The sequence below is a fragment of the Streptomyces deccanensis genome (assembly GCF_022385335.1).
GTDB lineage: Bacteria > Actinomycetota > Actinomycetes > Streptomycetales > Streptomycetaceae > Streptomyces > Streptomyces deccanensis.
Map to the genome: position 1 here is coordinate 7,790,389 of NZ_CP092431.1, position 25,621 is coordinate 7,816,009.

The 25,621-nt window shown below is 68.5% G+C and carries 22 protein-coding genes; 15 read left to right on the forward strand and 7 right to left on the reverse strand.

The window, feature by feature from the left end:
• The first annotated feature begins 223 nt into the window (after positions 1-223).
• A complete protein-coding gene (locus L3078_RS34545) occupies positions 224-2,593 on the forward strand; it encodes a tetratricopeptide repeat protein (protein WP_239757847.1) in 2,370 nt (789 codons plus the stop codon).
• 35 nt (positions 2,594-2,628) lie between these two features.
• On the opposite strand, the gene L3078_RS34550 is transcribed toward L3078_RS34545, so the two are convergent.
• Together L3078_RS34550 and L3078_RS44810 are read right to left on the reverse strand one after the other, a co-directional pair.
• Positions 2,629-3,411: a hypothetical protein gene (locus L3078_RS34550; RefSeq protein ID WP_239757848.1), complete on the reverse strand. Its 783-nt coding sequence runs from the start codon at positions 3,409-3,411 to the stop codon at positions 2,629-2,631.
• Between the two features lie 1,308 nt (positions 3,412-4,719).
• Positions 4,720-5,004, reverse strand: a complete 285-nt coding sequence (locus L3078_RS44810) for a hypothetical protein (RefSeq protein WP_338059541.1) — start codon at positions 5,002-5,004, stop codon at positions 4,720-4,722.
• Between the two features lie 612 nt (positions 5,005-5,616).
• Here L3078_RS44810 and L3078_RS34560 point away from each other — a divergent pair.
• From L3078_RS34560 to L3078_RS34605, 10 genes are all read left to right on the forward strand, one after another.
• Positions 5,617-5,862, forward strand: a complete 246-nt coding sequence (locus L3078_RS34560; RefSeq protein WP_275593235.1) for a helix-turn-helix domain-containing protein — start codon at positions 5,617-5,619, stop codon at positions 5,860-5,862.
• Positions 5,863-5,914: 52 nt separating this feature from the next.
• Positions 5,915-7,066, forward strand: coding sequence for a tyrosine-type recombinase/integrase (locus tag L3078_RS34565; protein WP_239757849.1), 1,152 nt, complete (start codon positions 5,915-5,917; stop codon positions 7,064-7,066).
• Positions 7,067-7,976: 910 nt separating this feature from the next.
• The gene (locus tag L3078_RS34570; RefSeq protein ID WP_239757850.1) at positions 7,977-8,168 is read left to right on the forward strand and encodes a hypothetical protein; all 192 of its coding nucleotides are present in this window, start codon (positions 7,977-7,979) and stop codon (positions 8,166-8,168) included.
• 16 nt (positions 8,169-8,184) lie between these two features.
• A complete protein-coding gene (locus L3078_RS34575; protein ID WP_239757851.1) occupies positions 8,185-8,364 on the forward strand; it encodes a hypothetical protein in 180 nt (59 codons plus the stop codon).
• A 61-nt stretch (positions 8,365-8,425) separates the two neighbouring features.
• Complete coding sequence (locus L3078_RS34580; RefSeq protein ID WP_239760578.1) at positions 8,426-8,905, forward strand: GNAT family N-acetyltransferase; 480 nt, start codon at positions 8,426-8,428, stop codon at positions 8,903-8,905.
• A 169-nt stretch (positions 8,906-9,074) separates the two neighbouring features.
• Positions 9,075-9,863 (forward strand): TSUP family transporter, encoded by a 789-nt coding sequence (locus L3078_RS34585; RefSeq protein WP_239757852.1) that lies wholly within the window; start codon positions 9,075-9,077, stop codon positions 9,861-9,863.
• Between the two features lie 601 nt (positions 9,864-10,464).
• On the forward strand, positions 10,465-10,668 hold the full coding sequence (locus L3078_RS34590) for a cold-shock protein (RefSeq protein ID WP_239757853.1): 204 nt from the start codon (positions 10,465-10,467) through the stop codon (positions 10,666-10,668).
• Positions 10,669-10,985: 317 nt separating this feature from the next.
• Positions 10,986-12,482 (forward strand): DEAD/DEAH box helicase, encoded by a 1,497-nt coding sequence (locus L3078_RS34595; RefSeq protein ID WP_239757854.1) that lies wholly within the window; start codon positions 10,986-10,988, stop codon positions 12,480-12,482.
• A gap of 48 nt (positions 12,483-12,530) precedes the next feature.
• On the forward strand, positions 12,531-12,935 hold the full coding sequence (locus L3078_RS34600) for a CBS domain-containing protein (protein WP_239757855.1): 405 nt from the start codon (positions 12,531-12,533) through the stop codon (positions 12,933-12,935).
• A gap of 49 nt (positions 12,936-12,984) precedes the next feature.
• Positions 12,985-13,293, forward strand: a complete 309-nt coding sequence (locus L3078_RS34605) for an SCO5918 family protein (RefSeq protein ID WP_239757856.1) — start codon at positions 12,985-12,987, stop codon at positions 13,291-13,293.
• A gap of 115 nt (positions 13,294-13,408) precedes the next feature.
• On the opposite strand, the gene L3078_RS34610 is transcribed toward L3078_RS34605, so the two are convergent.
• The gene (locus L3078_RS34610) at positions 13,409-13,768 is read right to left on the reverse strand and encodes a hypothetical protein (RefSeq protein ID WP_239757857.1); all 360 of its coding nucleotides are present in this window, start codon (positions 13,766-13,768) and stop codon (positions 13,409-13,411) included.
• 164 nt (positions 13,769-13,932) lie between these two features.
• Here L3078_RS34610 and L3078_RS34615 point away from each other — a divergent pair, with 164 nt between their 5' ends.
• On the forward strand, positions 13,933-15,618 hold the full coding sequence (locus tag L3078_RS34615) for a ribonuclease J (protein ID WP_239757858.1): 1,686 nt from the start codon (positions 13,933-13,935) through the stop codon (positions 15,616-15,618).
• Positions 15,619-15,847: 229 nt separating this feature from the next.
• Here the strand turns inward: L3078_RS34615 and L3078_RS34620 are convergent, their stop codons facing one another.
• From L3078_RS34620 to L3078_RS34630, 3 genes are all read right to left on the reverse strand, one after another.
• Complete coding sequence (locus L3078_RS34620) at positions 15,848-16,975, reverse strand: lipocalin family protein (RefSeq protein ID WP_239757859.1); 1,128 nt, start codon at positions 16,973-16,975, stop codon at positions 15,848-15,850.
• Between the two features lie 76 nt (positions 16,976-17,051).
• A complete protein-coding gene (locus tag L3078_RS34625) occupies positions 17,052-17,624 on the reverse strand; it encodes a TetR/AcrR family transcriptional regulator (protein ID WP_239757860.1) in 573 nt (190 codons plus the stop codon).
• 173 nt (positions 17,625-17,797) lie between these two features.
• Entirely contained in the window at positions 17,798-18,436 is a 639-nt protein-coding gene (locus L3078_RS34630; RefSeq protein ID WP_239757861.1) for a TetR/AcrR family transcriptional regulator, read from the reverse strand.
• Between the two features lie 138 nt (positions 18,437-18,574).
• Between L3078_RS34630 and L3078_RS34635 the strand changes: the two genes are divergently transcribed.
• The 3 genes from L3078_RS34635 to L3078_RS34645 all read left to right on the forward strand — a co-directional run bounded on the left by L3078_RS34635 (position 18,575) and on the right by L3078_RS34645 (position 24,754).
• A complete protein-coding gene (locus L3078_RS34635) occupies positions 18,575-20,914 on the forward strand; it encodes an MMPL family transporter (RefSeq protein ID WP_239757862.1) in 2,340 nt (779 codons plus the stop codon).
• A gap of 239 nt (positions 20,915-21,153) precedes the next feature.
• Complete coding sequence (locus tag L3078_RS34640; protein ID WP_239757863.1) at positions 21,154-24,264, forward strand: AfsR/SARP family transcriptional regulator; 3,111 nt, start codon at positions 21,154-21,156, stop codon at positions 24,262-24,264.
• Between the two features lie 115 nt (positions 24,265-24,379).
• Positions 24,380-24,754, forward strand: coding sequence for a peptidase inhibitor family I36 protein (locus L3078_RS34645; protein WP_239757864.1), 375 nt, complete (start codon positions 24,380-24,382; stop codon positions 24,752-24,754).
• A gap of 258 nt (positions 24,755-25,012) precedes the next feature.
• On the opposite strand, the gene L3078_RS34650 is transcribed toward L3078_RS34645, so the two are convergent.
• Positions 25,013-25,528 (reverse strand): DUF4396 domain-containing protein, encoded by a 516-nt coding sequence (locus L3078_RS34650; RefSeq protein ID WP_239757865.1) that lies wholly within the window; start codon positions 25,526-25,528, stop codon positions 25,013-25,015.
• Positions 25,529-25,621: the final 93 nt, after the last annotated feature.

The following is a 25,621-nucleotide window of genomic DNA, read 5'->3' on the forward strand; positions in this document are numbered from 1 at the left end:
ATTGCGGTAGCGGATGGTATGAACCCGCAGGTGCTCGCGCTGCTCCGTGACGTCAAGTGAGGCTTGTGTGGCGGATACTCGCGACCGCAGGTCCGCGCTCCGTCGGCCAGATATCTGTAGCTGGGGAGTCGTACGCGAATCCGCACGTGCCAGGTTGTTTCGAACGCCTGCGGACGCGCACGTGTGATCCCTACGGTGAGGAGACAACAGTTTCAGATCGTTCGTGGGGAGTGCAGTGGACCCGGAGATCGTCGCTCTCGGGAGCATCGTGATCAGCAGCCTGGTGGGGAACGCCGTGCAGGACGCCTGGACCTGGGGCAAGGGCCGGTTGGTGGCGCTGTTCGCCCGTGACGGAGCCGACGAGACGGCGGTTGACGACGAACTGGAGCAAGCTCGTCGCCAGACGCTGGAGGCGCGGGAGGCCGGCGACGAGGACACGGTGGACGAGATCACGGGCGAGTTGTCGAGTCGGGTGCTGGAAGTGTTCGCCGAACGTCCGGACGCCGTGCGGGAGGCGCGCGAGCTTGTCGGAGAGGCTCTGACGAGGGCGACGCCCGCCGAGGCGTCCTCGGCTCTTCTCCACTACGTCAACCACACCGCACTGTTCAGGGAGATGGACAGTCACTGGCGCGTGTGCCGTGCGTCCGGGACCGTGACGTCTGTGTTTCTCAGCGGTGTACGAGGGGTGGGGAAGCGCAGTACGGCGCGACAGTGGATCCACTCGCACCGGGACGTCCTCGTCGGGGCGTTCCTCCAGGCCGACCTTGGGCTGCGGGATGGGCGGATGGTCGACCCGGCGGTGGTGCTGGAGCGCTGGCTGGACGAGCTCGACGTGCCGAGGGACGAGCGTCCGGCCGACGTCCCGGGCAAGGCGCGGCGGGTGCGTCACGAACTGCGTGAGCGGTCGGTGGTCTTCCTGCTGGAGAATGTCACGACGACCCGTCAGGTGCGTGAGCTGCTGACCGACCAGCCGTACGGCGTCGTCCTCATGACGGGGCAGGAGGCACCGCACGACCTGACGGCCTTCCTGGAGTTCCTTCTGCTCCCGGTTCCGGCGCTGCGGGACGAGCACGCTCTGGAACTGCTGGTCAAGGTGAGCTGTACCACCGAGGATCCGGCCAAGCTCGAACCGATCGTCCGGCACCTGGGCGGCCTGCCGCTGGCGCTGCGGCTGATCGCCGGACATCTAAAGGCGCCCGTCCCCGGCGTTGTGGAGGACATCGGTGCCCGGCTCGCCGACCGCGCCGCACGACAGGAGTTGCTCGACGTGGACGATCCGAATCCCCTGCCGGAAGCGCTCGAACTGGCCTACGGGCGCATGGCCGTGCGGACGGCGCAGCTCTATCGCCGCCTGGGGTTGCTGATGTGTGAGGATTTCCAGCTAGACACTGTGTTCGCGCTCGTACCGGACTGGGAGCCGTCGGAGGTACGTGCCGCGCTGAGCGCCCTGATTTCGGGCAGTCTGGTCGAGCGCCGCGGTCTCGACACCTACCGGATGCACATCCTCGTCCACGATCACGCGTCGACCGTCGCGGAGCGCGACGAGACGGAAAGCGAACGCACGGCGGTGCGGCGGCGGAGCGCCCATCATTTCCTGCGGATCACTGAGCGGGGTGAGCAGACGCTGTCGACGCGCTGGCTCTACAACCCCATGAACGCCTTCCCGGCGGACACGGCAGCCGACGAGCGCCAGCAGAGCGAGGCTCTGCGCGAGCTGGCTCGACGCGAGGCCGGCATCTTCGCCGCCGTGCGGTCGGCCGCCAAGGCGGAGCTTCATCTGGAGGCGTGGCGCCTGAGCCAGGCCATCCGGACCTTCTGCCTCCGTACCGGGCGCCACACCCAGTGGATCGAGGCGGCCGAGATCGGTCTGGCCTCGGCGCTGGAGACCGGTGACACTATGGCGGTGGCCCGTGCGTCCTACGAGGTGGGCTTCGCCCACCTCGAACGCTGGAACGTGGAGGAGGGCGATCCGCGGCTGGCCCGGGAGTACTTCGAACAGGCTTTGAGCCTGGTGAACCCTGGTGTGCCTGGCCGGAGCGAGGGCGAACGTCGCACAGAGTCCAGCGTCCTGGAAGGACTGGGACTGTTCGAACGCAAGCTCAAGCGCCCCGAGCACGCGATCGATCTGTTCAGCCGTGCCCAAGCCGCGCTGGAGGGGATCGACCATCCCCGTGGCAAGGCTCTCCTCGCTCTGCACCTGGGCGGTACGTACACGGCGCTCGAGCGTTACGACGCCGCAGAAGGTGAACTTCTGCGCGCGGTCGAGGAGTTCGAGGGCCTTCCGGACGGACCGGACCGCTTCAACATGGCCAAGGCCCGGCTGCGTCTCGCCGAGAACCGCCGTGCCTGCGGGCGATTGCGCGAAGCCGTCGAGGCACTGGACCTGGCGGTGGACGGCATGACCGGCGTGGGCTCGGCCTACTACGCCGCGCAGGCTCTTCTGCTGCGCGGAGACGTCCGCACGCAGTTGGGAGAGAGGGAGGCCGCCGTCGAAGACTGGACCTCCGCCCGCGCGCTCTACGCGGAGGAACACAGCATTCACGAGGATGACGCACGGCACCGCCTGGAGCGGGAGGGCGGCGAGCAGGAGTAGGGGCCGGCGGTGCACAGGCCGCCACCGACGTGGGCTCAGACGTAGTCCAGGTCGAGCAGTCCCGGGTCGGGCAGGTCGCCGGCCCGCACGACCATCCGCTCCGACCGTGTCGGGCGGGCACGGGCCGTCCCCGCAGCGCCCTCGCGCACCGTCCACGCGTAGAACGCCGACGCCGCCAGAGCGAAGGTCGCCCAGGCGGGACGCTCCCGCCAGCTCACCCGCACACGAGCGCCGTCCGGAAGCAGCGCCAGGCACCCGCCCTCCTCCGTTTCCGCGGCGAACAGCCCGCAGCCGGAGGACTCCGCGGCCCAGGCGCACCACGGGTCGTCCTCCGGACGGGCCGCCGTGCGCCCGCGCGGAACCAGCAGCACGTCGGCGGTACGCGGCCATCGGCGGTCAGGGTCGTCCCGGTCGGCGGCCAGATGAGCCGAGGCGATGTGCGGGCCATGGCCGTTCTGCCGCGCCGCGGGATAGCGGCGGACGATCACTTCACCGTCAGCTGCCCCAGTGCCGCTGTCCGCCACGGCAACGGTGACGAACATGGGCGCCTCATGAGGAACGCGGCGGGCGCCCGGGCCGGAGGACTGGGACGGTACGGGTATCGCGGACACGGACGCGGGATGGCCGGGTTCGTCCAGCCGCAGCCAGGTGTAGAACAACCGGCGCAGCAACTCGGCAGAGCGGCCCGGTTCCGACGTGACGGTCTCCCCGACCGCCCGGAGCTCCGGATCGTCCCTCTGCCCGTCCAAGGCGGCGATCTGGCGCAGCAGGGGGCGATCGGCGGACAGGCGGGGCAGTATCCGGCCGAGCCTGGCCATGGGGGATCCCGGTGCCACCTTCGATTCGTCGAAGGCGCCGAGAATGCAGGGAATTCCCAACGCAACTCCATACATGGTCAAGGAGCCATGGTCTCCCAGAAGAAAATCAGCCGCGCAGAGGGCCGCCTTCCATGTGTCGCTTTCCGGAACCGGCAAGAGAAGCCCGGAATCCAAAAACGGAGCCAACCAGCTGTGCAGCTGCCACGAGCCATGGCCATGCCAGGAATTCGGGTGTATAGCCGCGAGCACGCGGAATTCTTCAGCGGAAAGCTCGGCCAAAACTCGACGGAGAACGTCGGCGCGCGGTGAGCCGAGCACCGAACCACTTCCCCACGTCGAGGACACGACTACGAGCTGCTGGCCCGGCAACAGCCCGAACGCCTGACGGTAGGTCTCGCGGAAGGGGAGGCTGGAGCGCAGTTGGTCGATACACGGGTCGCCGGCCACAACGGCCATGGGCAACGCCTGTGGACAGCTGACCGCAAGCCGATCGAGCTGCTCCTTGTGGGACAGGACGATCGCTGATGGGACAACGTCCCCATCGTGCAGGAGCCACTCCTCCGTGAGTCCGAAGGCTCCCGGCTCCCGGCTCCCGGCTCCCGGCTCCCGGCTCCCGGCTCCCGGCTCCCGGCTCCCGGCTCCCGGCTCCCGGCTCCCGGCTCCCGGCTCCCGGCTCCCGGCTCAAGTATTTATTATAGCCAGCCCCATGGGGTGTGCCAATCAGCGGAAATCGAAGCTGGTGCAAGCCTCCGCCCCGATTTGTAGCGAGAGCGAGGTCGAAATTCTCCGCGACGGCGACCTGCCAAGGAATCGTGAGCATTCCCCGGCGGAGCAAGAAATCGGACACGCCTCCGTCCAGTGCGGAGGAATCTGTGCAGGAGAAGACAACCTGAATCCGCTCGTCGCCGTCGAAGAGCGCAAGAAGGTCCAGGAGCCGGGTGGCTGACGTGATGTTGTGCACCACACCGAGAACCCTGCGCTGCGGTGCGACCGTCATCCAATGCCGCGCGTCCGCTTTGAGCGGCAACGGCAGCCGGTCAGCATCTGCCACCTGTCAACTCCTGCCTTCCGTCATTCTGCGGTGACGCCGTCGCGCCGCCACCGCAACCGGCCTCACCATAGTCTGGCTCCCGAATCCCGATCCCCTGCGCGTCGGTGTTCGGTGTTCCGTGACCGAGGCCCGGCCAACTGTGCGCAGTGGCCGAGGGCTGGGCACGGGGTCAAGCTTCGTCAGCGGGATCGGCTTGACTGTGCCGTGGTTGCTCTGAGGGGCTTCGTGGCGGCGGTGACGGTCTTCTCGTCGACGGGCTACCGATAGCGGTTGTCCCATGCGTCGCCTTCGGCGAGGTGGTGCAGCAGGGTCTGGAGCCCTGGGCTAGTGCCGGGCGAGGCGCACCGTCCGACCTTGCCTCCGCGACCGGGACTCTGTCGCCCCTGTGCACAGGCGCACAGTTCGGGTTCCGCTCGGCGGATGAACCGGTCGACGATGCTGTCGATGCGGTACCGGCCAAGGATCTCCGCCAGGCGGGCATCGCCCGTAGTGGGCTGGCCGTTCGGTGTCGTCAGCATGTCGCAGTACGCGCCGAACTCCATCGAGCGGACTGAACCCGGTCACGGCCAGACACCAGCGGGCAGCGCTGAGCAGGGAGCGAGTGCCAGCCGACGCCTTCAGCTCATGGCAGACGAGAAACAGCCCCAACGGACTGGAACCTCCGCGGGGATCATGTCAACGTACAACGACCTAGAAAACGCCTAGGTCAGCGAAGGGGTGTGGGCCTTGGGGTCAACCGGCAGACGGCTGGCTGCCCTGAGCCCACAGCCCGCGCTACTCGGTCCCGTGACAGAACACAGCCCCAAGGAAGTCCACCTGTCGAATCCTGCAATCCGATCGGCCCGCTTCACTGCTCCCATCCTCTTGGGGCGTTGGTCCTCCGGCCGCGCTCGTGGTCCGCAACCTCCACCGACTCATGGGCGACGAGTTGTGGATGCTCGTAACGGACGACGTGACTCCCGCCCGTAGCGGTATGCCTGCTGGCCTTCTGTCTGAGACTGACGCGGTGCGCGGGTATCTCCCCGTCGCACAGAGCGATACCTAGCAGACGATCCCCGGTTACCGAAACCGGGGTTTCTCCGGACAGTTGATGTCGTCCTCACCGGCTGCTTGGCGGTGGATTCGGTGCGGACATGGTCCTGCCCGTGCCCGCCATGTTGGCGGCGATAGTCCGGAGGTCGTCACGCGTGTGCGACAAACTGCATTCCGTTCGGAGCGTCGCTGAAATGCTCGATGTCAGTCGGCGATCCGTTTACCGATATATCGAGGCCGGCGAGCTGACTGTTGTCGACATGCGCACCGGAGTCGAAAGATCCCGTGTTCGGATTCCTGGACGCGAGATAGAGGCCCTGATCGAGCGCCGCATGGCCCTATCGAAGACCACCCAGTCGGCTTTGTAGAGCTCATACCCCGAGTCATTGCTGTCATTCCTTTAATCGGTGGAAAGGTTTAATGCCCTACGTACGCAAGCTGCCGTCTGGTAAATGGCAGGCCACGGTCCGAAATCGTGCCGGTGAGCGAATCACGGAAACGTTCCCCCTGAAGACACAGGCTCGTTCGTGGGGAGCGAAACTCGAAGAGCAGCTTGCTCGCAGTGCGGTTCGTGATCCACGCGCCGGAAAGATTAAGTTTCATGAATGGCACGACCGGTGGTGGGAGGCCCGTGTCGTCGAGCCGCGGACCTTGAGCGGGGACGCTTCCACGATCCGCACGCATGTCATGCCCCACTGGGCCGACTGGGAATTGCGTGAGATGGCACGCATGGACGTGCAGACTTGGGTTCGCAAGCTAGTCGTTGATGGTAAGGGTGCATCAGCAATCCGGCGAGCTTACAACTTGCTGTCTACGATGATGCGCGATGCGGTCGATGAGGATTTGATCGCGGTTACTCCGTGTCGGCGCATCGAACTCCCTCCAGAGGTCGTCAAGCCTCCTCAGTGGTTCACGCAAGCTCAGGCTCAGGCGGTCCTCGATAGGCTGTCGCCACCGTGGCAGACAATGGCTCTATTGGGTTTCTATACCGGTCTGCGATGGGGAGAACTTTCGGGCCTGCACGGGCATCGGATTGACTGGCTTCGCTCGCGTCTCTTCGTTGTTGAGGTCAATACGACATCGGGGATAAAGGAGTATCCGAAGAGTTCGAAGAGTCGGCGCGAAGTGCCAATTCCGGACCACGTACTTGAAGCGATGTCCAGGCATATGCGCGGTCGTGATCCTGATGGGGTGGTCTTTACCACTGTTACGAAGGGGCGCGCCGGGCGGTTGCTTGTCGACGGCAACTGGCGTCGACAGACGTGGTGGCCCGCTGTCGATGAGGCGAAATATGTTAACCAGGACGGGAAACTGCGGCCGGTTCCGCACTATCCGCCTCACTCGATGCGGCATACGTGCGCGTCGTGGTTGGTGCAGCAGGGCGTCTCCCTGTACGAGGTTCAGCACCTCCTCGGTCACGAGAGCCACCACACGACTCAGCGATACGCCCATCTGGCTCCGGACTCTCACCAGGCTGTCTTGGGTGCATGGACTCGACTGGAATCCCAGTTGATCGTGCCGACCGCAAAGGCAGTTGTAGGCGGCGGTCTCCGACGCCGACCTTCGCAGTAGTGAAGTGAACGTCTAGGTGCTTCTGCCGGCGACCGCTTGGTCCCGCACGAGCCGAGGGCGGCCGAGGATGCATCCGGGTCAAGGGTGTGTGGTGGTGGATCCACCCGCGCAGTGGCCGGGTAACCTGCTGCTTCTCCTTGCGCCCGCGACCCCAGCTGCCCCCCCCAAGCCCCCTTGATCTGGCACCTGCCGGTCAGGGGGCTGTTGGCGTTAGTCCTCGATTCTGCAGTGCTTCGAGCGGGGAAAGTGGCAACTCGCGAAGCCCGGCGGTGCGGCCTGCCACCGCGTAGGCTGTGGCCAGAGTGTCGATCGGGATCCGTGCGCCTCTGACGACCGCCCGTGGCGGTGACGCACGTATGACGCACGAGGCTCTCTGAGGGGCTTGGATTTCGCCTCGAAACCGCCTCTGACCTTTATGTTTCCTGACAAGGGGCAAACTGCACACCTTCCCGATGACGCATCATGTGGAGTGCGTGGCGATCCTTGAGCCGGTCGGGAAGGGCGCCTGAACTGCGGTTTTGTGCGTGCACATTATGTGCGGTATGGGCGTTGTGGGCGATATCTTGACGCTGAAATGACGCTCGTTCTGATGGAGTGTCAGGCGGCTTGCGGGCAGGTCAGTCGCGGAGCTGCGCCGGGAGTGTTTGATCCTCAGCCGACGACTGGCAGCCACGGCGGTGGGTGTGCCGACCGATCGCGCACGCGTGCGCCTCGGCGCCCCCCTGAGCAACCTGGGTGGGCGCTCGGCCTTGGGCTGGTGCACTTCACACTTGCGCTGATAGTCCGCTGACCCTAGGCTCGTCCGCCGTCGTTCGTCGACGTTGTCACGCAGTTGGACGTTCACCTGCTCGTCTTGCAGGCTCTCGGCCTCGTTCCCGTCATCCGCCGACTGCGCGGATCCGATTCGTCGGTGCGCTTTGAGGCTCGCCTAGATCTGCTGGACGTCGTCAGCTCCGCGCTGCTCCTCGGCGGCCTGCTGCTGAGCCTCGCCGTGGCGGAATTCTGGTTCTGGCTCACCATCGCCGGTTTCGCGCTCATGGCTGCCGTCTACGCCGTCAAGGGCGTCTACCGGCTCCGCGCTCGCCGCCGTCCCACGGCCTGATCCAAACGGCAGGCGCATGCCGGGTCTGACAGAACTGGAGGACGGCTACGAACGCATCGAGGTGCGCTACCGGGACCGGCCCGACGGCGCCACCCTCATCCATGAGACCGAAGAGCCCGCTTTGGTCGACGCCCTGCACGACTGGTTCGACGCACAACTCAGCGACCATGGCAACCACGCCGAATCAGGCCACTGATCAACGGCACGAGCACCACGGCATGCCATCAGGCGCAACACACACGATCGGAGTGGACGACTTGAACGAGCCGTACGACCCCTACGACTCATACGACCCGTACGAGCTGAGCGTGGGCGTACCCACCGTCGAGGTCTTCCGCCGCCTGCGCACCGACGCCGGCCTTTCGGACAAGGCCCCGGAGGCGGTCGCACTCGCCCTGCCCAACACCTGGCACGGCGTGGTCGTTCACCACGAAGGAGAGCCCATCGGCATGGGCCGCGTCATCGGTGACGGCGGTACCGCGTTCCAGATCGTCGACGTCTGCGTCCACCCCGCACACCAGGGTCGCGGCCTCGGCCAACGCATCATGGCTGCCCTCACCGAGGAACTGGAGCGCCGGGCACCCGCCACCGCATACGTCTCGCTGATCGCCGACGGCCCCGCCCGCTTCCTCTACGAGAAGTACGGCTTCACAGACACCGCCGCACACGACTCGATCGGCATGTACCGCGTGATGGGTGCAAGTCCTGGGCTCAGCGCATCACCTGCCGCGCCATAGCCAGACGCAGCCCTCCTACCGCCGCACGCACGGCTGTCCCCGCGAACCAGGTGCGGACGCGTCCGACTTCGGGCCCGGCTGCTCCTGTCGCTCATGAACATCTCGTTGCAGCCCACCCCCACGGCGGCCGAGCCGCCGATACTGACCGGGCGGCGAAACGGGGGCACGGGTGGACTGGACGTTGGCGGGAGGGCTGGCCGCCGGCCTGCTGATCGCAACGGTGACCGCGCCCGCCGGCGTGTCCGGTGCCGTATTCCTTCTCCCCGTCCAGTTGAGCGTCTTCGGCGTGCCCAGTCCGGCGGTGACCCCGACCAACCTGCTGTACAACGTGGTCGCCGGCCCTGGCGCCCTGTGGCGCTACCGCCGCGACGGCGCCCTGCGCGGCGACCTCGCCCGCCGCTTGGTGCTGGGCACGCTGCCCGGCGTCGTCGTCGGCGCCGCCGTTCGCGTCTTTGCCTTCCCCGGCCCGAATGTGTTCCGGCTGCTGATCGCCGTCCTGCTGCTTCCGCTCGGCCTGTGGCTCTGCCTGCGCGCTCTCACTCCGGCTCGCCATCTCCGGCAGCCGCCCGCGGGCGAGTTGGCCCCATGCACCCTCACCGTCCTCGCCTTGGCGGTCGGAGTGATCGGCGGCATGTACGGCATCGGCGGCGGCTCTCTTCTCGGGCCGGTGCTCGCCGCGCGCGGCCTGCCCGTCGCACGCGTGGCCCCCGCCGCGCTCGCCGCGACGTTCGCCACCTCCCTCGTCGGCGCGGCCGCCTACGCACTCCTGTCGCTGGCGAGTTCCGGAGACATCGCCCCGAACTGGTGGCTCGGCCTGGCCTGCGGCATCGGAGGACTGCTCGGCGGCTACCTCGGCGCACGCCTCCAACCCCGCCTTCCCGAACGAGCCCTACGCCTGCTCCTCGGCGCCCTCGCCACAGCCCTCGGGGCCCTGTACGCCGCCCAGACACTGCGCTGAGCCACTCCGGTTGCGCATCCGCGGCGGAGAGCCCTCAACCACTTGATCCCGTTGTCCACGTCACTACTGGGGCGGCTCCGCCGTCACTTGAACGACGTGATCGGTCATCTGCCGCCCGGGCAGGCGACGGTCCGATTCGACCGACGCGGCTGGGGGATCTCGCGGGCCCAGCCCGGCCCCTATCACCTCGTCCAGTTCGCCGACCCTCCATGGCGTGCCAGAGGCTCGTTGGACGCTCCGGCCGGTCCGAAGATCGGTGCACAGGTCCGTAAGTTTGTGGCGCCCCATGCTTCCCGAAACGTTGCGCTCCGGCTGCATCAATATCTGTGCCCGCAGACTGAGATTTCAACGGAACATGCAGACAGATTCTCTGCCGCACAATTGAACTGGGATTTTCATCGCGCACATGCCTCTGCGGTGTGCTACTGTCGATCTCAGTTGCAGTTGTGGTTCCCGAAACTTCAAGTGCTCTCCGGTCGGCTTCTGTGCCCCTGGGAAGCACTTTTGCATTTCCGGTCCTTTTCCGGGCGGGGTGATCATCGCGGCGACATGGTGTCCGCGCTGTGCGGATCCCGATGCACTGCCCCAAAGGAGAAATGACATGGCTGCTGGTACCGTGAAGTGGTTCAACGCGGAAAAGGGCTTCGGCTTCATCGAGCAGGATGGTGGCGGCCCCGACGTGTTCGCCCACTACTCGAACATCGCCGCCCAGGGCTACCGCGAGCTGCTGGAGGGCCAGAAGGTGACCTTCGACATCGCGCAGGGCCAGAAGGGCCCGACGGCCGAGAACATCGTTCTCGCCTGACACTGGCGCGCACTTCGTAGCTGGGGCCCGCATCCTTCGGGGTGCGGGCCCCAGCTGCTCGCATTTCCGCAGTTGTTTCACCTGTGGACGACGACCAGGAATCCGTTGGCTCAGTGCACGGATTCCCCTTCGGGGCATCGCAGTGGACGCCCCGAATGTTGACTCCCACATTGCGCCACTCATTTCAGCGCCTGCGCCCGCACGGATTTTCGTCGGCCAGATCCGCTATCGCGTATGACCGGCCCTTCTTGCGATTCTCCGTGCTGCTCATTGCTGCGGGAATTCCTTGATATGTGCCGCATCGAGGAAGGTTCCGCATGAACCGCACACGCACGAACGACCGCTTCACCCGCACCCGTAACGGCAGTGCCGACTCAGGAAGGGGAGGCAGCCGCATCGGCTCGTCGACCCCGCGCCGGTCCGGCGGGCCGAGCCGCTCCGGTGATTACGGCCGCCGACCCGCCAGGCTCCGAGGGGAGTTCGCCCTCCCCAAGACGATCACCCCCGCGCTTCCCGCCGTGGAGGGCTTCGCCGATCTCGACATGCCCCGGGAGCTGCTGGCCGCGCTCGGTACGCAAGGCGTGACCGTGCCGTTCCCGATCCAGGCCGCGACGCTGCCGAACTCCCTCGCCGGCCGTGACGTCCTCGGCCGTGGCCGCACCGGCTCCGGCAAGACCCTCGCCTTCGGGCTGGCGCTGCTGGCCCGTACGGCCGGGCGGCGCGCCGAGGCCAGGCAGCCGCTGGGGCTGATCCTCGTACCGACGCGTGAGCTGGCGCAGCAGGTCACCGACGCGCTGGCCCCGTACGCCCGCTCCCTGAAGCTGCGGCTGGCGACCGTGGTGGGCGGGATGCCGATCGGCAGGCAGGCGAGCGCGCTGCGCGGTGGCGCCGAGGTCGTCGTCGCCACACCGGGACGTCTCAAGGACCTCATCGACCGCGGCGACTGCCGGCTGGGCCAGGTCCACATCACCGTCCTCGACGAGGCCGACCAGATGGCCGACATGGGCTTCATGCCGCAGGTCACCGCCCTGCTCGACCAGGTCCGTCCCGAGGGTCAGCGCATGCTGTTCTCCGCGACCCTCGATCGTAACGTCGACCTGCTCGTGCGGCGCTACCTGAGCGATCCCGTCGTGCACTCCGTCGACCCGTCGGTCGGCGCGGTCACGACGATGGAGCACCACGTGCTGCATGTCCACGGCGCCGACAAGCACACGGCCACCACCGAGATCGCCGCACGCGACGGCCGCGTGATCATGTTCCTCGACACCAAGCACGCCGTCGACCGCCTCACCGAGCATCTCCTGAACAGCGGGGTACGGGCCGCCGCCCTGCACGGCGGGAAGTCGCAGCCCCAGCGCACCCGTACGCTGACGCAGTTCAAGACGGGGCACGTCAACGTGCTGGTCGCGACCAACGTCGCGGCGCGCGGCATTCACGTCGACAACCTCGACCTTGTCGTCAACGTCGACCCGCCGACCGACCACAAGGACTACCTTCACCGCGGCGGCAGGACCGCCCGTGCAGGGGAGTCCGGCAGCGTCGTCACCCTGGTCACCCCGAACCAGCGCCGCGGCATGACCCGCCTCATGGCAGCGGCCGGCATCGTCCCGCAGACCACCCAGGTCCGCGTCGGCGAGGAGGCCCTGCAACGCATCACCGGCGCCCAGGCCCCCTCCGGCATCCCGGTCGTCATCACGGCGCCGGTGGTCGAACGCCCCAAGAAGCGCAGCGCCACTTCACGCGGCCGGCGCAGCTCCGCCTCGGCACCCCGGCGCGCGTCCGTACGGCAGTCCACGCCCGGGGCGGCCGCATAGGCCCTCCGTTCTCAGGAAGCCGACCCAACTCTCCTCAGGAGGCACCCTTTGACGCTGGTACACGTGCAGAGCCGCCCGGCTGGCGCCCACCCCGCGCACGGCACGGTGGCCGACGCCATGGAAGCGGCCGGACCGCAGGTCTGGGAGGACATGACCGTCGAGGTCGCACTGTCCGTGATGGCCGCCGCCCGTACGGGGCACCTGGTCGTCTGCGACGAGGACGGTCTGTGCACCGGCCTGGTCACCCGGGCCAGGCTCACGGCCGTTCGTGACGGCTCCGGATACACGGACATGATCCGCCTGCGTGACATCGCCGACGTCATCGGGCCTTTTGCCTCGCCGCTGACCACGAGGGCCGAAGCCGAGCGGGTGATGCGCTGTCGCCGGCTCGGGGCCCTGCCCGTGGTCGACGAACACGGCAGCGCTGTGGGCGTCCTCGCCCCGACCCGCTGAACCGCTTCATGGCCGTCGGCCCCGTCTCTCCTTCCCCCTGTGAGGCATCATGCGCTGTGTCATCGCCCGCTTTCCGTTCGACCTGACCAAGAGCGGCGTGCTGGAATCGATGAAGGGCGTCAAGCCCGAACCGGTCACCGGCGAGTTTGTGATCATCGGACGACGTCACTATCCCGTCAAGCAGGTCGGCCAGGCCATCACCCGCCAGGACCGCCGCGATTTCAGCGCCGGCGAAGTCCTCCGGGCCATGTCCCGGCTCGGCTTCACCTGTCGCGCCCTCCCCGAGGTCGTACCCGCGCGCGTCGAGAACCCGTTGCAGCAGGCTTCCACCATGCTCGGCACCCCCCTGTCCGTCTGACCGACGGGACAGGCACGAGCCGAACAGAGCGGTGTTGGGGGCCCTGTCGGCGCGCGCCGACAGGGCCCCCGCTGCGTGCCGTGCCGCTCTCGAAGCGGCGAAACGGGTCAGTGGGTCAGTGGTCGGAGTAGCTGAAGTCGCCTACGGTCCAGGCATTCACGTCCTCGATCGCGACGCGGTACATCCCTCCCGTCTCCGGGATCCCCACCGTGCCCTGCAAGATCCGGGCGACATGAAAGTGCAGATGCGTGGGCGGCCCGTCCTTCTGCGCAGGGGCGTCGAAGACAGAGGAGAACTCGCCCAGGTCGGTGGAGTCTGTCAGAACCTCCGACACCCTCTGCCTCCACACGGCTTCGGGCGCCAGTCGACCGGTGATGACAGCACCACCGGTCACCACGGTCAGGGACATCCGATTGCTCCGCCCGGACTCCACACGGGCGGCGATGTCAATGATCAGCTCGTCAGGCTTCGGCATGGGACCGGATTCTATGCACCGGCCCGTCCGGGTGGGCCTGGTGGTGGGACTACCGGGCAAGACGGGCGCACACGGCTCCCCCGGTGCCGCACCACAGGGCAGCGAGAGGAAGAGATCGCACAAGTAATGGATCACCACGCCCCACTCTCCGGTAGCGTCGAGGTATGAGTCATCCGCACCCCGAGCTGAAAGCCGCCCCGCCCCTTCCCGAGGGAGGGCTGCGGGTCGTCGCCCTGGGCGGCCTCGGCGAGATCGGTCGCAACATGACCGTCTTCGAGTACGCCGGCAAACTGCTCATCGTCGACTGCGGCGTGCTCTTCCCCGAGGAGACCCAGCCCGGCGTCGACGTGATCCTGCCGGACTTCACCTCGATCCGGGACCGGCTGGACGACATCGTGGCCGTGGTGCTGACCCACGGGCACGAGGACCATATCGGCGGCGTGCCGTACCTGCTGCGCGAGCGCTCCGACATTCCCGTCGTCGGCTCCAAGCTGACGCTGGCGTTCCTGGAGGCCAAGCTCAAGGAACACGGCATGCGTCCGCGCACGGTGCGCGTGCGCGAGGGCGACCGGCGCGGCTTCGGGCCCTACGACTGCGAGTTCGTCGCGGTCAACCACTCCATCCCGGACAGCCTTGCGGTCGCGATCCGCACCGGCGCCGGGATGGTGCTGCACACCGGTGACTTCAAGATGGACCAGTTCCCCCTCGACGACCGCATCACCGATCTGCGGGCCTTCGCCCGTCTCGGTGAGGAGGGCGTGGACCTGTTCCTCACCGACTCCACCAATGCCGAGGTGCCCGGCTTCACCACGTCCGAGCGTGAGTTGAACCCGGCGATCGAGCAAGTGATGCGCACCGCGCCGCGCCGGGTCATCGTCTCCAGCTTCGCCAGCCACGTGCACCGCATCCAGCAGGTCCTGGACGCCGCCCACCAGCACGGGCGCAAGGTCGCCTTTGTCGGTCGGTCGATGGTCCGCAACATGGGCATCGCCCGTGACCTGGGCTATCTGAAGGTCCCGTCCGGGCTGGTCGTGAGCACGAAGGAGCTGGAGAAGCTCCCGGACCACAGGATCGCCCTGGTGTGCACCGGCTCCCAGGGCGAACCGATGGCCGCGCTGTCGCGGATGGCCACCCGCGACCATCAGATCCGCATCGGCAAGGGCGACACCGTCCTGCTCGCCAGCTCCCTCATCCCCGGCAACGAGAACGCCATCTACCGGGTGATCAACGGGCTCACCCGGTGGGGCGCGCACGTGGTCCACAAGGGCAACGCAAAGGTGCATGTCTCCGGGCACGCCAGCGCCGGCGAACTCGTCTACTGCTACAACATCGTCAAGCCCCGCAACGTCATGCCTGTCCACGGCGAGTGGCGCCACCTGCGGGCCAACGCCGACCTCGCCATCCGCACCGGCGTCGACCCCGACCGGGTCGTCATCGCCGAGGACGGCGTCGTCGTCGACCTGGTCGAAGGGCGCGCCTCCATCACAGGCAAGGTCCCCGCCGGCAACGTCTACGTCGACGGCATGGAAGTCGGCGGCGCCACCGAAGCGTCCCTCAAGGACCGCCTCACCCTCGCAGAGGAAGGCGTGGTCACGGTGGTGGCGATCGTCGACGCGGACACCGGCGCCCTCGCCGAGGCCCCCGACTTCCTGGCCCGCGGCTTCGTCCACGACGACACCACCTTCGAGCCGGTCATCCCCGTCATCGAGAAGACCCTGGCCACCGCAGCCGAGGAAGGCGTCGGGGACGCGCGCCAACTCGAACAGCTCCTGGCCCGCGCCGTGGCGAACTGGGCGTTCCGCACTCACCGCCGCAAGCCCCTCATCATCCCCGTCATCATTGACGCCTGAGCCACAGCCCGACAGGTGTCCGGGGGCCGGACGCCTATGTGCAGCACGAGGTGAAACTCGGCGACGAGCAGTCCCTGAGGTTCAGCCACGTCACCGGTCCACCGGGTCGGCCCGTACGCATCGCGCCGCCCGGATCTCGCCCGGACGCGTCCGTGACGGCCACGACGGGCCGCGTGGCGATTTGGAGCCTGCGGCGAAAGGGCTCTGACCTGCGCAGCTGAACGCCTGGTCAGACCATGTCGCCGCGTGCGCCCTGGCTCGTCTCCCGTGCGGTGAGGATCGTACGGCAGAACGAGTTGACGGTGAGGTGGTTGTCGAGTCCGATCGTTCGCCCGTCCGGGAGGTCGACAGTGCCGGTCATCGTGGACAGCAGGTAGCAGTACATGCGCGTGCCGTTCGCGGTCGGCCAGTGGCTGTACGCGCGACCGTGGGCGGCTATCTCGACATCCACCTCGACTCCGTCGTTCGCCATCGCCAGCCGCCACTTGACCGGCAGGTTCATTCCGGTGCGAGGGTCCTCCCACTTCTCGGTGACTGCGAAGTCCATGTCACCGCGTCCGGGCGCGACGTTCACCTGCTGGTCGGCGAACTTGACGAAGCCGAGCCGCAGTCCGTCGCGGGGCTGGAAGAAGTTGATTTTGACGTCGTCCTTGATGGTGTAGAGCCACCACATCCAGTTCGGCGCGGGCAGGTTGGCGATCGGGTCGTTCGACTGCCCGGTGATGATGTGCTCGCGCACGCCATAGCCGTTGGTCAGCTCGAGCTCGTGCGCCGGGGTGCGGATGGTGCCGTCGACCCCGACGAACACGTCGTAGCCGGCGCGGTCCTGCTTGTCCGCCTCGGAGAACGGACCCCAGTTCCACAGCGGGGTGCCCTTCGTCCGGTAGGTGAGGTCGAACTCCGCGTCGCCCGCGGCCCCTTCCAGACGCCACCGCGGTGGTTGGGCGACAAAACGCAGGCCGTCGAAGTCCCAGGTGACCTCGTCACTTCCTTCCGTGATGACGAGCTGCTCGCCGCGGAGACGCTCGGTCGGCGTCCAGCCGACCCGCACGAAGTCGTTGTCGGTCATCGTGCCCCGCTGGGACTTGGGCACGACGATGAGCTGCACCTCACGCTCGGCAGACGCCCCGGGACCCCAGACGCCCTTGCCGTTTCCGAACAGCGCGTACCCGGCCGCCCACAGCAGGACGTCGTGATCGCCCGACTCCGCGACCACTCCCAGAGCGGTCTCCTCCCAGATGTCGGTCTGCGCCGAGGGCAGCGCGAGGGCCTCGAAGTGACTCTTCTCGTCCTCCAGTGTCACCGGGGCGACCGAGTGGTCGATCTCGGTGTACTTGGCGCTGTAGTCGTCGGACAACGTCGTACCTCTTATCTGTTCGCGAAGGCATGCCGACCGCATGCCTGGCGTGTGCGGGGGAGCGGGGAAGGGAGTGTCAGGCTTCGCGGGTGGCGCACAGCGGCACCAGGACCTGGTCCACGAAGGTGCGAATGCGTTCGCGACCCGGGGGCTCGTCGCGGACGAGAAGCTCGTGCAGGAAGAACGAACGTGCGAGGTCGGCCACGAACTCGGGATCGACATCGGGACGCGCCTCGCCACGCGCGACGGCGTCCTGGAGCAGCACTTCGCAGTACGCGGTCTCGTGCTGCCTGATGACCCGGCGGGCCATGGCACCGAGATCGCCGTCGACGCGCGAGGCCACCAGCAGTCCGATCACGAGGTTGGCGGAGGCGCGGTAGGAGTCCGCCTGCGCCTCCAGGTTCGCGATCAGTGCTTCCCGCAGATCGCCCTCGCGGATCAGAGCCGGTACGCCGTCGACCTCTCGCTCGACGGCGCGACGCAGTGCCGCGACGAGCAGCTCGTCCTTGTTCGCCCAGCGCCGGTAGGCGGTCTTGGTGCTGGCCCCCGCCAGCTCGCACACGGCCACCACGGTCAGCTTGTCGTAGCCGACGGAGCCGAGAACCTCGAGTGCGGCGTCCAGCAGCACCCGCTCCCGCTCCGCACTCATGGGCCGACCCGGGGGGCGGGTGTTCGTTGCGCTCATCGGCTCGCTCTCTCGGATGCTTGAGGAAACGACACTACATCGTTTCCTAATGCGGTTCAATCGGAGTGACGCTCCGCCGGGCGTCCGGGGTCTCAGCAGTAGCTGGGGTGCCGAGAGGACGTCCTGCAACCGAGGGGTCAGGTGCGTGCGACGTTGCCGACCGAGGCGCGTAGGTCGTCGTTGCCGGCGAGCAGTGGGGGCAGGGGCGTGGCGTTGGAGGGGTTGAGTGAGTCGAAGAGGAGGGCGATGAAGCGGGCGCGCAGCGAGGGTGTGGTGCCGGGGAGTGCGAGGCCGGCGACCGCCATGACGAGGAAGTGGGGGATGTCCTCGGCGGTCAGGTCGGCGCGGATCTCGCCGGCTTGCTGGGCGCGCACCAGGAGCGGGTGGAGCGAGGCGCTGAAGCGCTGGAGGACGTCCACCGCGACGTCGGCGAAGTTGCCGGCGAAGGGGACCAGGCCCCGCTCCTCGGTGATGAGGTCGAGCAGATGCGTGGCGATGTCCTGAAGGGCCTGGCGTGTGTGCGGGGAGTCGGCGGCTCGCTCGACGAGAGGGAGAAGGTCGGTTTCGAGGATGTCCTCGAGGACGGCCCGGACGATGGCCTCACGATTCGGGAAGTGGCGGTAGAGCGTGGCGATGCCCACGCCGGCTTCTGCCGCGATCTGCTCCAGAGAGGCTTCGCCTCTGCCCAGGACCGTCCGTCCCGCGGCGGTGATGCGCTCCCTGCTGGAGCGGGCGTCGACCCTGCGCCGGGGCACGCGGCCGTCCGTCGTTGCCATCTGTGACTTCCCTGATCTCGGATGAGCCGCTTCGATAGCATCCTACCGTATCGATAGTCCACTCTCGTTTTGATAGTACCCTCTCACTTCGCGATGCGGCCTGGCTCGTCAGGTCGCCTGAACGAGAGGGAGAGAGCCATGTCCGTTCTGCTGTATCGGCTGGGGAAGTTCGCCTACGGCAAGCCGTGGTACGTCATCGGAGGATGGTTGGCGGTGCTGGCGGCGGTCGTCCTTCTGCTCGTGACCCATCCGGTCAAGCTCAGCAACGAGGTCCGCATCGACGGCACCCCGTCCCAGCAGGTCATCGACGGCTTGGCCACCTCCCTGCCGGAGGCGTCCGGCGGCCAGGGCATGCTGCTCTTCACCGCTCCGAAGGGTGCCCGGATCGACGACGAGAAGGCGCGGTCCGCCCTGATGGCCGCCGTCGACGCCGTCTACCGCCACGACCACGTCATCGACGCGAGGGAAGTGCTGGCCCAGGAAGTCGCCAAGGGCGCGAACAGTCCACTGCTGCGGGCTCAGGCGGCGGTTGCCCAAGCCGCTGGAAAGCCGTCCTCCGGCAAGCCCCCCGTCCCCTTGCTGCAGGGTGGTCAGCCGGTGCCGGGAGTCGTCGTCTCCGCCGACGGCTCAACGGCACTGATGCAGTTCCAGTTCGACCAGCAGACCTTCGAGCTTCCCGCCGGGACGATCGACAGCACCATCCGGGCCGCCGAGAAGCAGGCCGCACCCGGAGACCTGGAAGTCCTGCCGTCGGCGGCCATGATGGAGATCCCCGACATCGTCGGCGTCGGGGAGATCGTCGGCGTCGTCGTGGCGGCCGTCGTCCTGCTGATCACCCTGGGATCGGTCATCGCGGCGGGTCTGCCCCTGATCATCGCCCTGGCCGGGGTCACGGTGGGAGTCGGCGGCGCCTTCACCCTCTCCACCGTCTTCGAGATCCACTCACTCGCAGCGGTGCTGGCGCTGATGCTGGGGCTGGCCGTCGGCATCGACTACGCACTGTTCATCGTCAACCGGGAACGCCGGCTGATCCTCGACCAGGGCATGGACCCCCATGAAGCGACCGGCCGTGCGCTCGGCACCGCCGGGAGCGCGGTCTTCTTCGCCGGCAGCACCGTCATCATCGCTCTGGCGGGGCTCCTGGTCATCGGCATCACGCTGCTCAGCACCATGGCCCTCGTCGCGGCCGGCACGATCGCGATCGCCGTCCTGCTCGCCCTGACCCTGCTGCCCGCCCTCCTGGGCCTGGTCAAAGGACGCATCTGCCCCGCCCGCACCCGGCGAAGGGAACAGGAGCGGACAGGAGGCGCCGAGCACACAGGGACCGCCCGCTGGGGAGCCTTTTTGGTCCGGCACAGGTACGCCGCCCTCGCGGCGTCGATCCTGATCCCCGCGATTCTGGCGGTGCCGGCCGCCGGCATGAAACTGGGCCTGCCCTCCGGCGCGAGCTACAACACCGACACCGGGCAGCGGCGCAGCTACGACCTGGTCAGCGACGCGTACGGGCCCGGCTACAACGGCCCCCTCCTGATCGCCGTCGATTCCACCACGGACGGACAGCCCCTCACCCCCGCGACTCTCGCCGCGGTGACCTCGGACCTGCGCGGCGTCAAGGGCGCCACATCGGTCTCCCTGGCCGGCATGAACCAGGCCGGCACCACCGCCATCCTCAGCCTGATCCCCGGCAGCGGCCCGAACGACGACGCCACCAAGGACCTCGTCACCGCCGTACGGGACAAGAGCGCGCAGATCCGTGCGACCCGTGACGCCGACATCGGCATCGCCGGTTTCACCGCCCTGGCGATCGACGTCTCCGACCGGCTCGCCGACGTCCTGCCGCTCTACGTGGCCACGGTCCTCGGGCTCTCCCTCATCGTCCTGCTCCTGGTCTTCCGCTCCCTCATGGTCCCGGTGATGGCCACCCTCGGCTTCCTGCTGAGCATCGCCGCCACCTTCGGCATCACCACGGCGGTCTTCCAATGGGGCTGGCTGCAGAGCCTGATCGGACTCGACGCCACCGCACCGGTCGTGAGCCTGCTCCCCATCATCATCACCGGCGTCCTCTACGGGCTGGCCATGGACTACCAGATGTTCCTGGTGACCTCCATACGCGAAGCGCACGTCCACGGTGCCACCGCCGTCAGCGCCACCGTCAGCGGGTTCGCCCGGGCCGGCTCCGTCGTCCTGGCGGCGGCCACCATCATGGTCTCCGTCTTCGCCGGCTTCGTCTTCAACGCCCAACCCATGATCAAACAGGCTGGCTTCGCACTGGCCGCAGGCATCCTCATCGACGCCTTCGTCATCCGCATGACCTTCATCCCGGCCACCATGGCACTCGCCCAGGAGAAGGCCTGGTGGATTCCCGCCCGGCTGGACCGCCTGCTTCCCGACCTCGATGTCGAGGGTGACAATCTCGCGCAGAAGATCCCGCTGCCCCACCCCACCGCAGCCCAACAGGCCGCCCGGACGGCCGGCTGACCGGCGGCACCGTCTCCCCGCCCTCGACTTGTCAACTGTCTCGGCGCCATCGGCGCGCGGTCGCTCTCGACGCCGGGCTACGGCTGGTCGGGGGTGTGGGGCGGGGGACCTGTTCGGCGGTCGGTGGCGTTCGGCCAATTCTGGGGCCTGGCCGGTGTGCGTCTGGTGTCGGGTGAGTGGCACGAGCATCGTGGAGAGCGAGGGCTTCGAGCGACGGCCTGCACGACCGGTGGGCCACGGTGAGCGGGAGCCCAGGGGGACAGGTGGAGTTCCGGGTGCTGGGGCCCGTCGAGGTCTGGTTTCGGGGGCAGAGGCTCCCGCCGTTCCCGCGGAAGCCGACCGCGCTGCTGACCGCCGGGCTCGTGGACGCCGGAAAACTGGTGTCGGTCGACCGGCTGGTCGACGCCGTGTGGGGGGACCAGCCGCCGGCGTCGGCGGCGAAACTGGTGCAGGGGTACGTCCTCAAGCTGAGACAGGTGCTGCACAGGACGGACACCCGCGAGCTGATCACGACCCGGCCACGTGGCTATGTGTTCGAGCCGGAGGACGGACAGCTGGACCTTCAGCTGTTCCAGGCCCTGCTGGAGCAGGGGCACTCGGAAGCGTCACGGGGTGAACACGGCCGCGCCGCGGACCTCTTCGATCAGGCGCTGGGGCTCTGGCGGGGTCCCGCGCTCGGCGCCCCGACCACCCCGGCGCTGCGTGCGGAGGCAGCGCGGCTCGAGGAGATACGGCTGGCCACCGTGGAACGCGTGCTCGACGCCCGGCTCGCGCTGGGCGGCGGAGCCGAACTGGTGGGGGACCTCACCGGGTTGGTGGCCGAGCATCCCCTTCGGGAGCGATTGCGGGCTCTGCTCATCACCACCCTGGACCGTTGCGGACGTCGGGCGGAGGCGCTGGCCGTGTACCGGGACGGGCGTCATCTTCTGCGGACCGAGTTGGGCATCGAACCCGGGCCTGAGCTCCGGGCCGTCCACGCCCGGCTGTTGGCGGCCGACGAGCCCGCCGACAGCGCGGCCGTCGGTGAGGAGCACGCACGGCCCGCACGGTGGGAGTCGCGGAGGAGACGCGAGCGGGGCGGGGCACAGGCCCCCGTGCAGCTTCCCTCCGCGCCGCGGTGGCTGACCGGCCGTGACGCGGAAACCGCCCGCCTGGTGTCCGCACTGCGAGCCGGCGGGGAGCACAGCCGGGTCTGTGTCGTGCACGGGATGGCCGGTGTCGGCAAGACGGCACTGGCGCTGCGCGTCGCCCACCGGGTCGCGGTGGCCTTCCCGGACGGGCAACTGCATGCCGGACTGGGCGGTGGGGATCCGGCCCGGTCGGCCGACCCCGCCGAGGTCCTCGCGGCCTTCCTGCGCGCGCTGGGCGTCGGGCCGGGGCAGATCCCTCCCACGTTGCCCGAACGGGCCGCGGCGTTCCGTACCGTGCTGTCCGGTCTGCGGGTGCTCGTGGTGCTCGACGATGCCGGTGGTGAGGAGCAGGTGCGGCACCTGCTGCCGGGCGCGGGAAGCGGGAGCGCCGTGCTGATCAGCAGCCGCAAGGCCCTGCACGGACTGGACCCTGCCGAGCGCGTGGCCCTGGACGTGTTGAACCCCGACGACGCCGTGGAACTGCTGGCCCGGCTCGCCGGCCGTGAACGGACGGCCGCGGAGCCCGAGGCGGCGGCCGAGATCGCCCAGTTGGCCGGTGGGCTCCCGCTGGCCCTCCGTATCGCCGGATCCCGGCTCGGAACGCGCGGCGCCTGGCCGCTGGGCGCGCTGGCGGAGCGGCTCCGCGACGAACACGTACGGCTCGACGAGATGGCCTGCGGAGACCTGGACGTACGCGCCGGGATCGAGGTCAGCTATCGCGCGCTGCCGGCGTCGGAACGACTGGTCTTCCGCAGACTAGGCCTGCTCGAATCACCGGATCTGGCGCCCTGGGTGGCCGCACCGCTGGCGGGGATCGACGTGCCCGACGCGGAGCGCCTGGTCGACCGGCTGGCGGACGCGCATCTGCTGGAGCCGTTGGGGGCGGACGGCACCGGCCGCGTACGGTACCGCTTCCACGATCTCGTCCGGCTCTACGCCAGGGAACGCGCCGACCTTGAGGACACGCCGCGGGACCGGTCCGCCGCACTGTCACGGCTGCTGCGTACCTGGCTCGCGCTCACCCGCCGGGCCGGGGACCTCGACCCGACCGGGGTGGCGCATCTCGTACCTCGGACGGCCGAGGACTCCGACACGGCCCTCGGAGCGCGGCTGTTGGCCGCTCCGCGAGCGTGGCTCCAGGCCGAGCACCGTTCGCTGGTGGCCGGGGTGGTGCTGGCCGCGCGCCTCGATCTCCACGAGGAGGCGTGCGACCTGGCCTCGGCGCTCGTCCAGGCGTCGTTCCGGGTGAACAACCAGTTCGACGAGTGGCAGCGCACCCACGAAGCCGCCCTCGCCGCCGTCCGCCGTGCGGGAAACCCGCGCGGGGAAGCCGTCATGCTCACCGGACTCGGCCAACTGCGTTACGAACAGGACCGGTTCGCCGAGGCCAAGCACTACTTCCGCGACGCGTTGGCCGGGTTCGAGCGGCTGGGCGACATCGGCGGTCGGGCCACGGCGCTGGCCGGGATCGCCGCCGTGGGCAGGGAGCAGGGCGACTTCGCCGAGGCGACGGCCTGCCTGGAACAGGCGCTGCCCGCCTTCGAGGAACTCGGAGACGCCGCGGGGGCGGCGGGCGCCCGCTACGACCTCGGGTGCATTCTCCGGGAGAAGGGGGATTTCGCCGAGGCGACGGCCCACCTGCGCAAGGCACTCACGATCCACCGGTCGATCGGCAGTCGGCGCGGCGAGGGGCTGACGCTGCGGGCGATCGGCCTGGTGCACCGTGCGGAAGGCGATCTGGTGCGCGCGGAGAAACTGTGCTCGCAGGCCCTGGACCTCCTGCGGTCGGCCGGTGACCGGCTGATGGAGGCGTACGCCGTCCAGGCGTTGGCCAAGGTCCGCCTCCGGCTGAGGCCCGACGACGCGGAGCTGCCCGAGCTGCTCGGCGCGCTTCGGGTGTGCCGGGAACTGGACGACGGGTTCGGCGAGGCGCTGATGCTGCGCACCCTCGGCGAACTGCACCTGGCGCGGGGGCGCGTGGACCACGCGTCGGCCTGTCTTCGACAGGCACTGGACCTCTGGACGCGGCTGGGGCACCCGGTCTTCCGCGCCCGCACCCTGCGCGACCTGTCCCGCCTCCACGAAGCCCTCGGCGACCGGCCGGCCGCCCGTGCGCTGCGCCGGGAGGCACTGCTGACCTTCCAGCTCTACGGCACTCGGGAGTACGCCGAACTACGCGCCGTCGAGGAGGCGGATCCGAGCGCGGCGCCCCATCGGTGAACGCGGCCGGTGGGCTGAACCAGGACTGAACCGGCACTGCGCTCCGGCTGTACCGCCGTCGCCCACAGTGAGGGGGCAACGAAGCAACAGGACCCGAACTAGGGGGAAGAACCCGATGCGCAAGCGCACCATCGCGACTCTGTCCGCCTCCACCGCCCTGGCCGTCGTCGCCATCGCGGCACCCACCGCGTCCGCCGAACCGAACCCGCCCGGCTGCGACCGAGGAGCCTTCTGCATCTACTCCGGCCCGGACCAGACCGGTTCACTGCTCGTGGAGAGCCAGGGCAACTGGTCCGGCAGCGTCAGCGGCCGGTCCGTCTTCAACAACGGCACGCCCTTCCCCGGCGGCGACCACATCCAGCTCACGTGGACCTACAACGGCGGCACGTTCAGTGACTGCCTCCACTACAACCCGGGCCCCGGCGACTACAAGTGGAACTTCGTGCCCGGCGTCGTCTTCAAGCAGGCCTCCTGGCGTGGTGAGTGCTGAACGACGACGTGAGCGTACGGCCGCCGAGGATGCCCGCCGGCGGCCGTGCCGCGTGCCGTGCCACGGCACGCCCGGGCCCCCGCGCCGCCAGTCCCGCCCGCGCCGCCGAGTCCCGTCCGTGTCTCCGATCCTGACGGACCAACGGCTTCGATCTGCTCGCCGATCTGGGCGATGAGGGAGAGGCAGACGCAAACCGCTTGTTGCCCGGCAGTTCGCGCGCGGTGATCTCCAGCGAGGGGTGCGTCTCCACGCCCGTCGTCAGTGGTACGCGTGCACCACGGCGTGGCCCTTGCCTCGGCCGATCATCCACTTGTTGACCGGTGTGGTGATGAGGAAGGCGATGGCGAAGCCGCCGAGGAGGGCCGACCAGAAGAGGGCGTCGTCGAGGTGGGCGTCCATCGCGCCGGGGGTGAGGGCGATGATGCCGTTGTCGACCAGTTCCATGACGGCGATCGAGACGGTGTCGGCGGCCAGGGCCACCTTGATCGCGCTCTTGAGGCCCAGCCCGGCCCGTCGCACCGCGAACAGGGTGAACGAGTAGCCGAAGAGGAACGCCAGCGTGATGGCCAGGGCCATGGTCGGCACGTTGGCCCAACCCAGCGCCGTGCCGATGACCATGCCCAGGATCTCGCCGATGGCGCACCCGGTGAGGCAGTGCAGGGTCGCCTTCGCCGCCGTGGCCCAGGACGCGGTGTGGGCCCCGTTCGCCGTGTGGTCGGCGTGGTCTTTGTGCTCGGTGTGTTCCCCGTGCTCCGTGTGGCCTCTGTGGTCCATGACTCTTTCATCCCTTCTCGTCCATGGTGGCCCGTCGTCGAGCGCTCGGCCAGAGTATACCCCTAGGGGGTATATGGCGAGGGGTGTGGCCAA

What these genes read in the sequence shown, in the direction of transcription:
- L3078_RS34615 (WP_239757858.1), top strand. Translation starts at nt 13,933, where the DNA reads ATGAGTCATCCGCACCCCGAGCTGAAAGCCGCCCCGCCCCTTCCCGAG.
- L3078_RS34645 (WP_239757864.1), top strand. Translation starts at nt 24,380, where the DNA reads ATGCGCAAGCGCACCATCGCGACTCTGTCCGCCTCCACCGCCCTGGCC.
- L3078_RS34610 (WP_239757857.1), bottom strand. Translation starts at nt 13,768, where the DNA reads ATGCCGAAGCCTGACGAGCTGATCATTGACATCGCCGCCCGTGTGGAG.
- L3078_RS34605 (WP_239757856.1), top strand. Translation starts at nt 12,985, where the DNA reads ATGCGCTGTGTCATCGCCCGCTTTCCGTTCGACCTGACCAAGAGCGGC.
- L3078_RS34590 (WP_239757853.1), top strand. Translation starts at nt 10,465, where the DNA reads ATGGCTGCTGGTACCGTGAAGTGGTTCAACGCGGAAAAGGGCTTCGGC.
- L3078_RS34625 (WP_239757860.1), bottom strand. Translation starts at nt 17,624, where the DNA reads ATGAGTGCGGAGCGGGAGCGGGTGCTGCTGGACGCCGCACTCGAGGTT.
- L3078_RS34595 (WP_239757854.1), top strand. Translation starts at nt 10,986, where the DNA reads ATGAACCGCACACGCACGAACGACCGCTTCACCCGCACCCGTAACGGC.
- L3078_RS34635 (WP_239757862.1), top strand. Translation starts at nt 18,575, where the DNA reads ATGTCCGTTCTGCTGTATCGGCTGGGGAAGTTCGCCTACGGCAAGCCG.
- L3078_RS44810 (WP_338059541.1), bottom strand. Translation starts at nt 5,004, where the DNA reads ATGGAGTTCGGCGCGTACTGCGACATGCTGACGACACCGAACGGCCAG.
- L3078_RS34575 (WP_239757851.1), top strand. Translation starts at nt 8,185, where the DNA reads ATGCCGGGTCTGACAGAACTGGAGGACGGCTACGAACGCATCGAGGTG.
- L3078_RS34650 (WP_239757865.1), bottom strand. Translation starts at nt 25,528, where the DNA reads ATGGACCACAGAGGCCACACGGAGCACGGGGAACACACCGAGCACAAA.
- L3078_RS34565 (WP_239757849.1), top strand. Translation starts at nt 5,915, where the DNA reads ATGCCCTACGTACGCAAGCTGCCGTCTGGTAAATGGCAGGCCACGGTC.
- L3078_RS34630 (WP_239757861.1), bottom strand. Translation starts at nt 18,436, where the DNA reads ATGGCAACGACGGACGGCCGCGTGCCCCGGCGCAGGGTCGACGCCCGC.
- L3078_RS34550 (WP_239757848.1), bottom strand. Translation starts at nt 3,411, where the DNA reads ATGGCCAGGCTCGGCCGGATACTGCCCCGCCTGTCCGCCGATCGCCCC.
- L3078_RS34560 (WP_275593235.1), top strand. Translation starts at nt 5,617, where the DNA reads ATGTTGGCGGCGATAGTCCGGAGGTCGTCACGCGTGTGCGACAAACTG.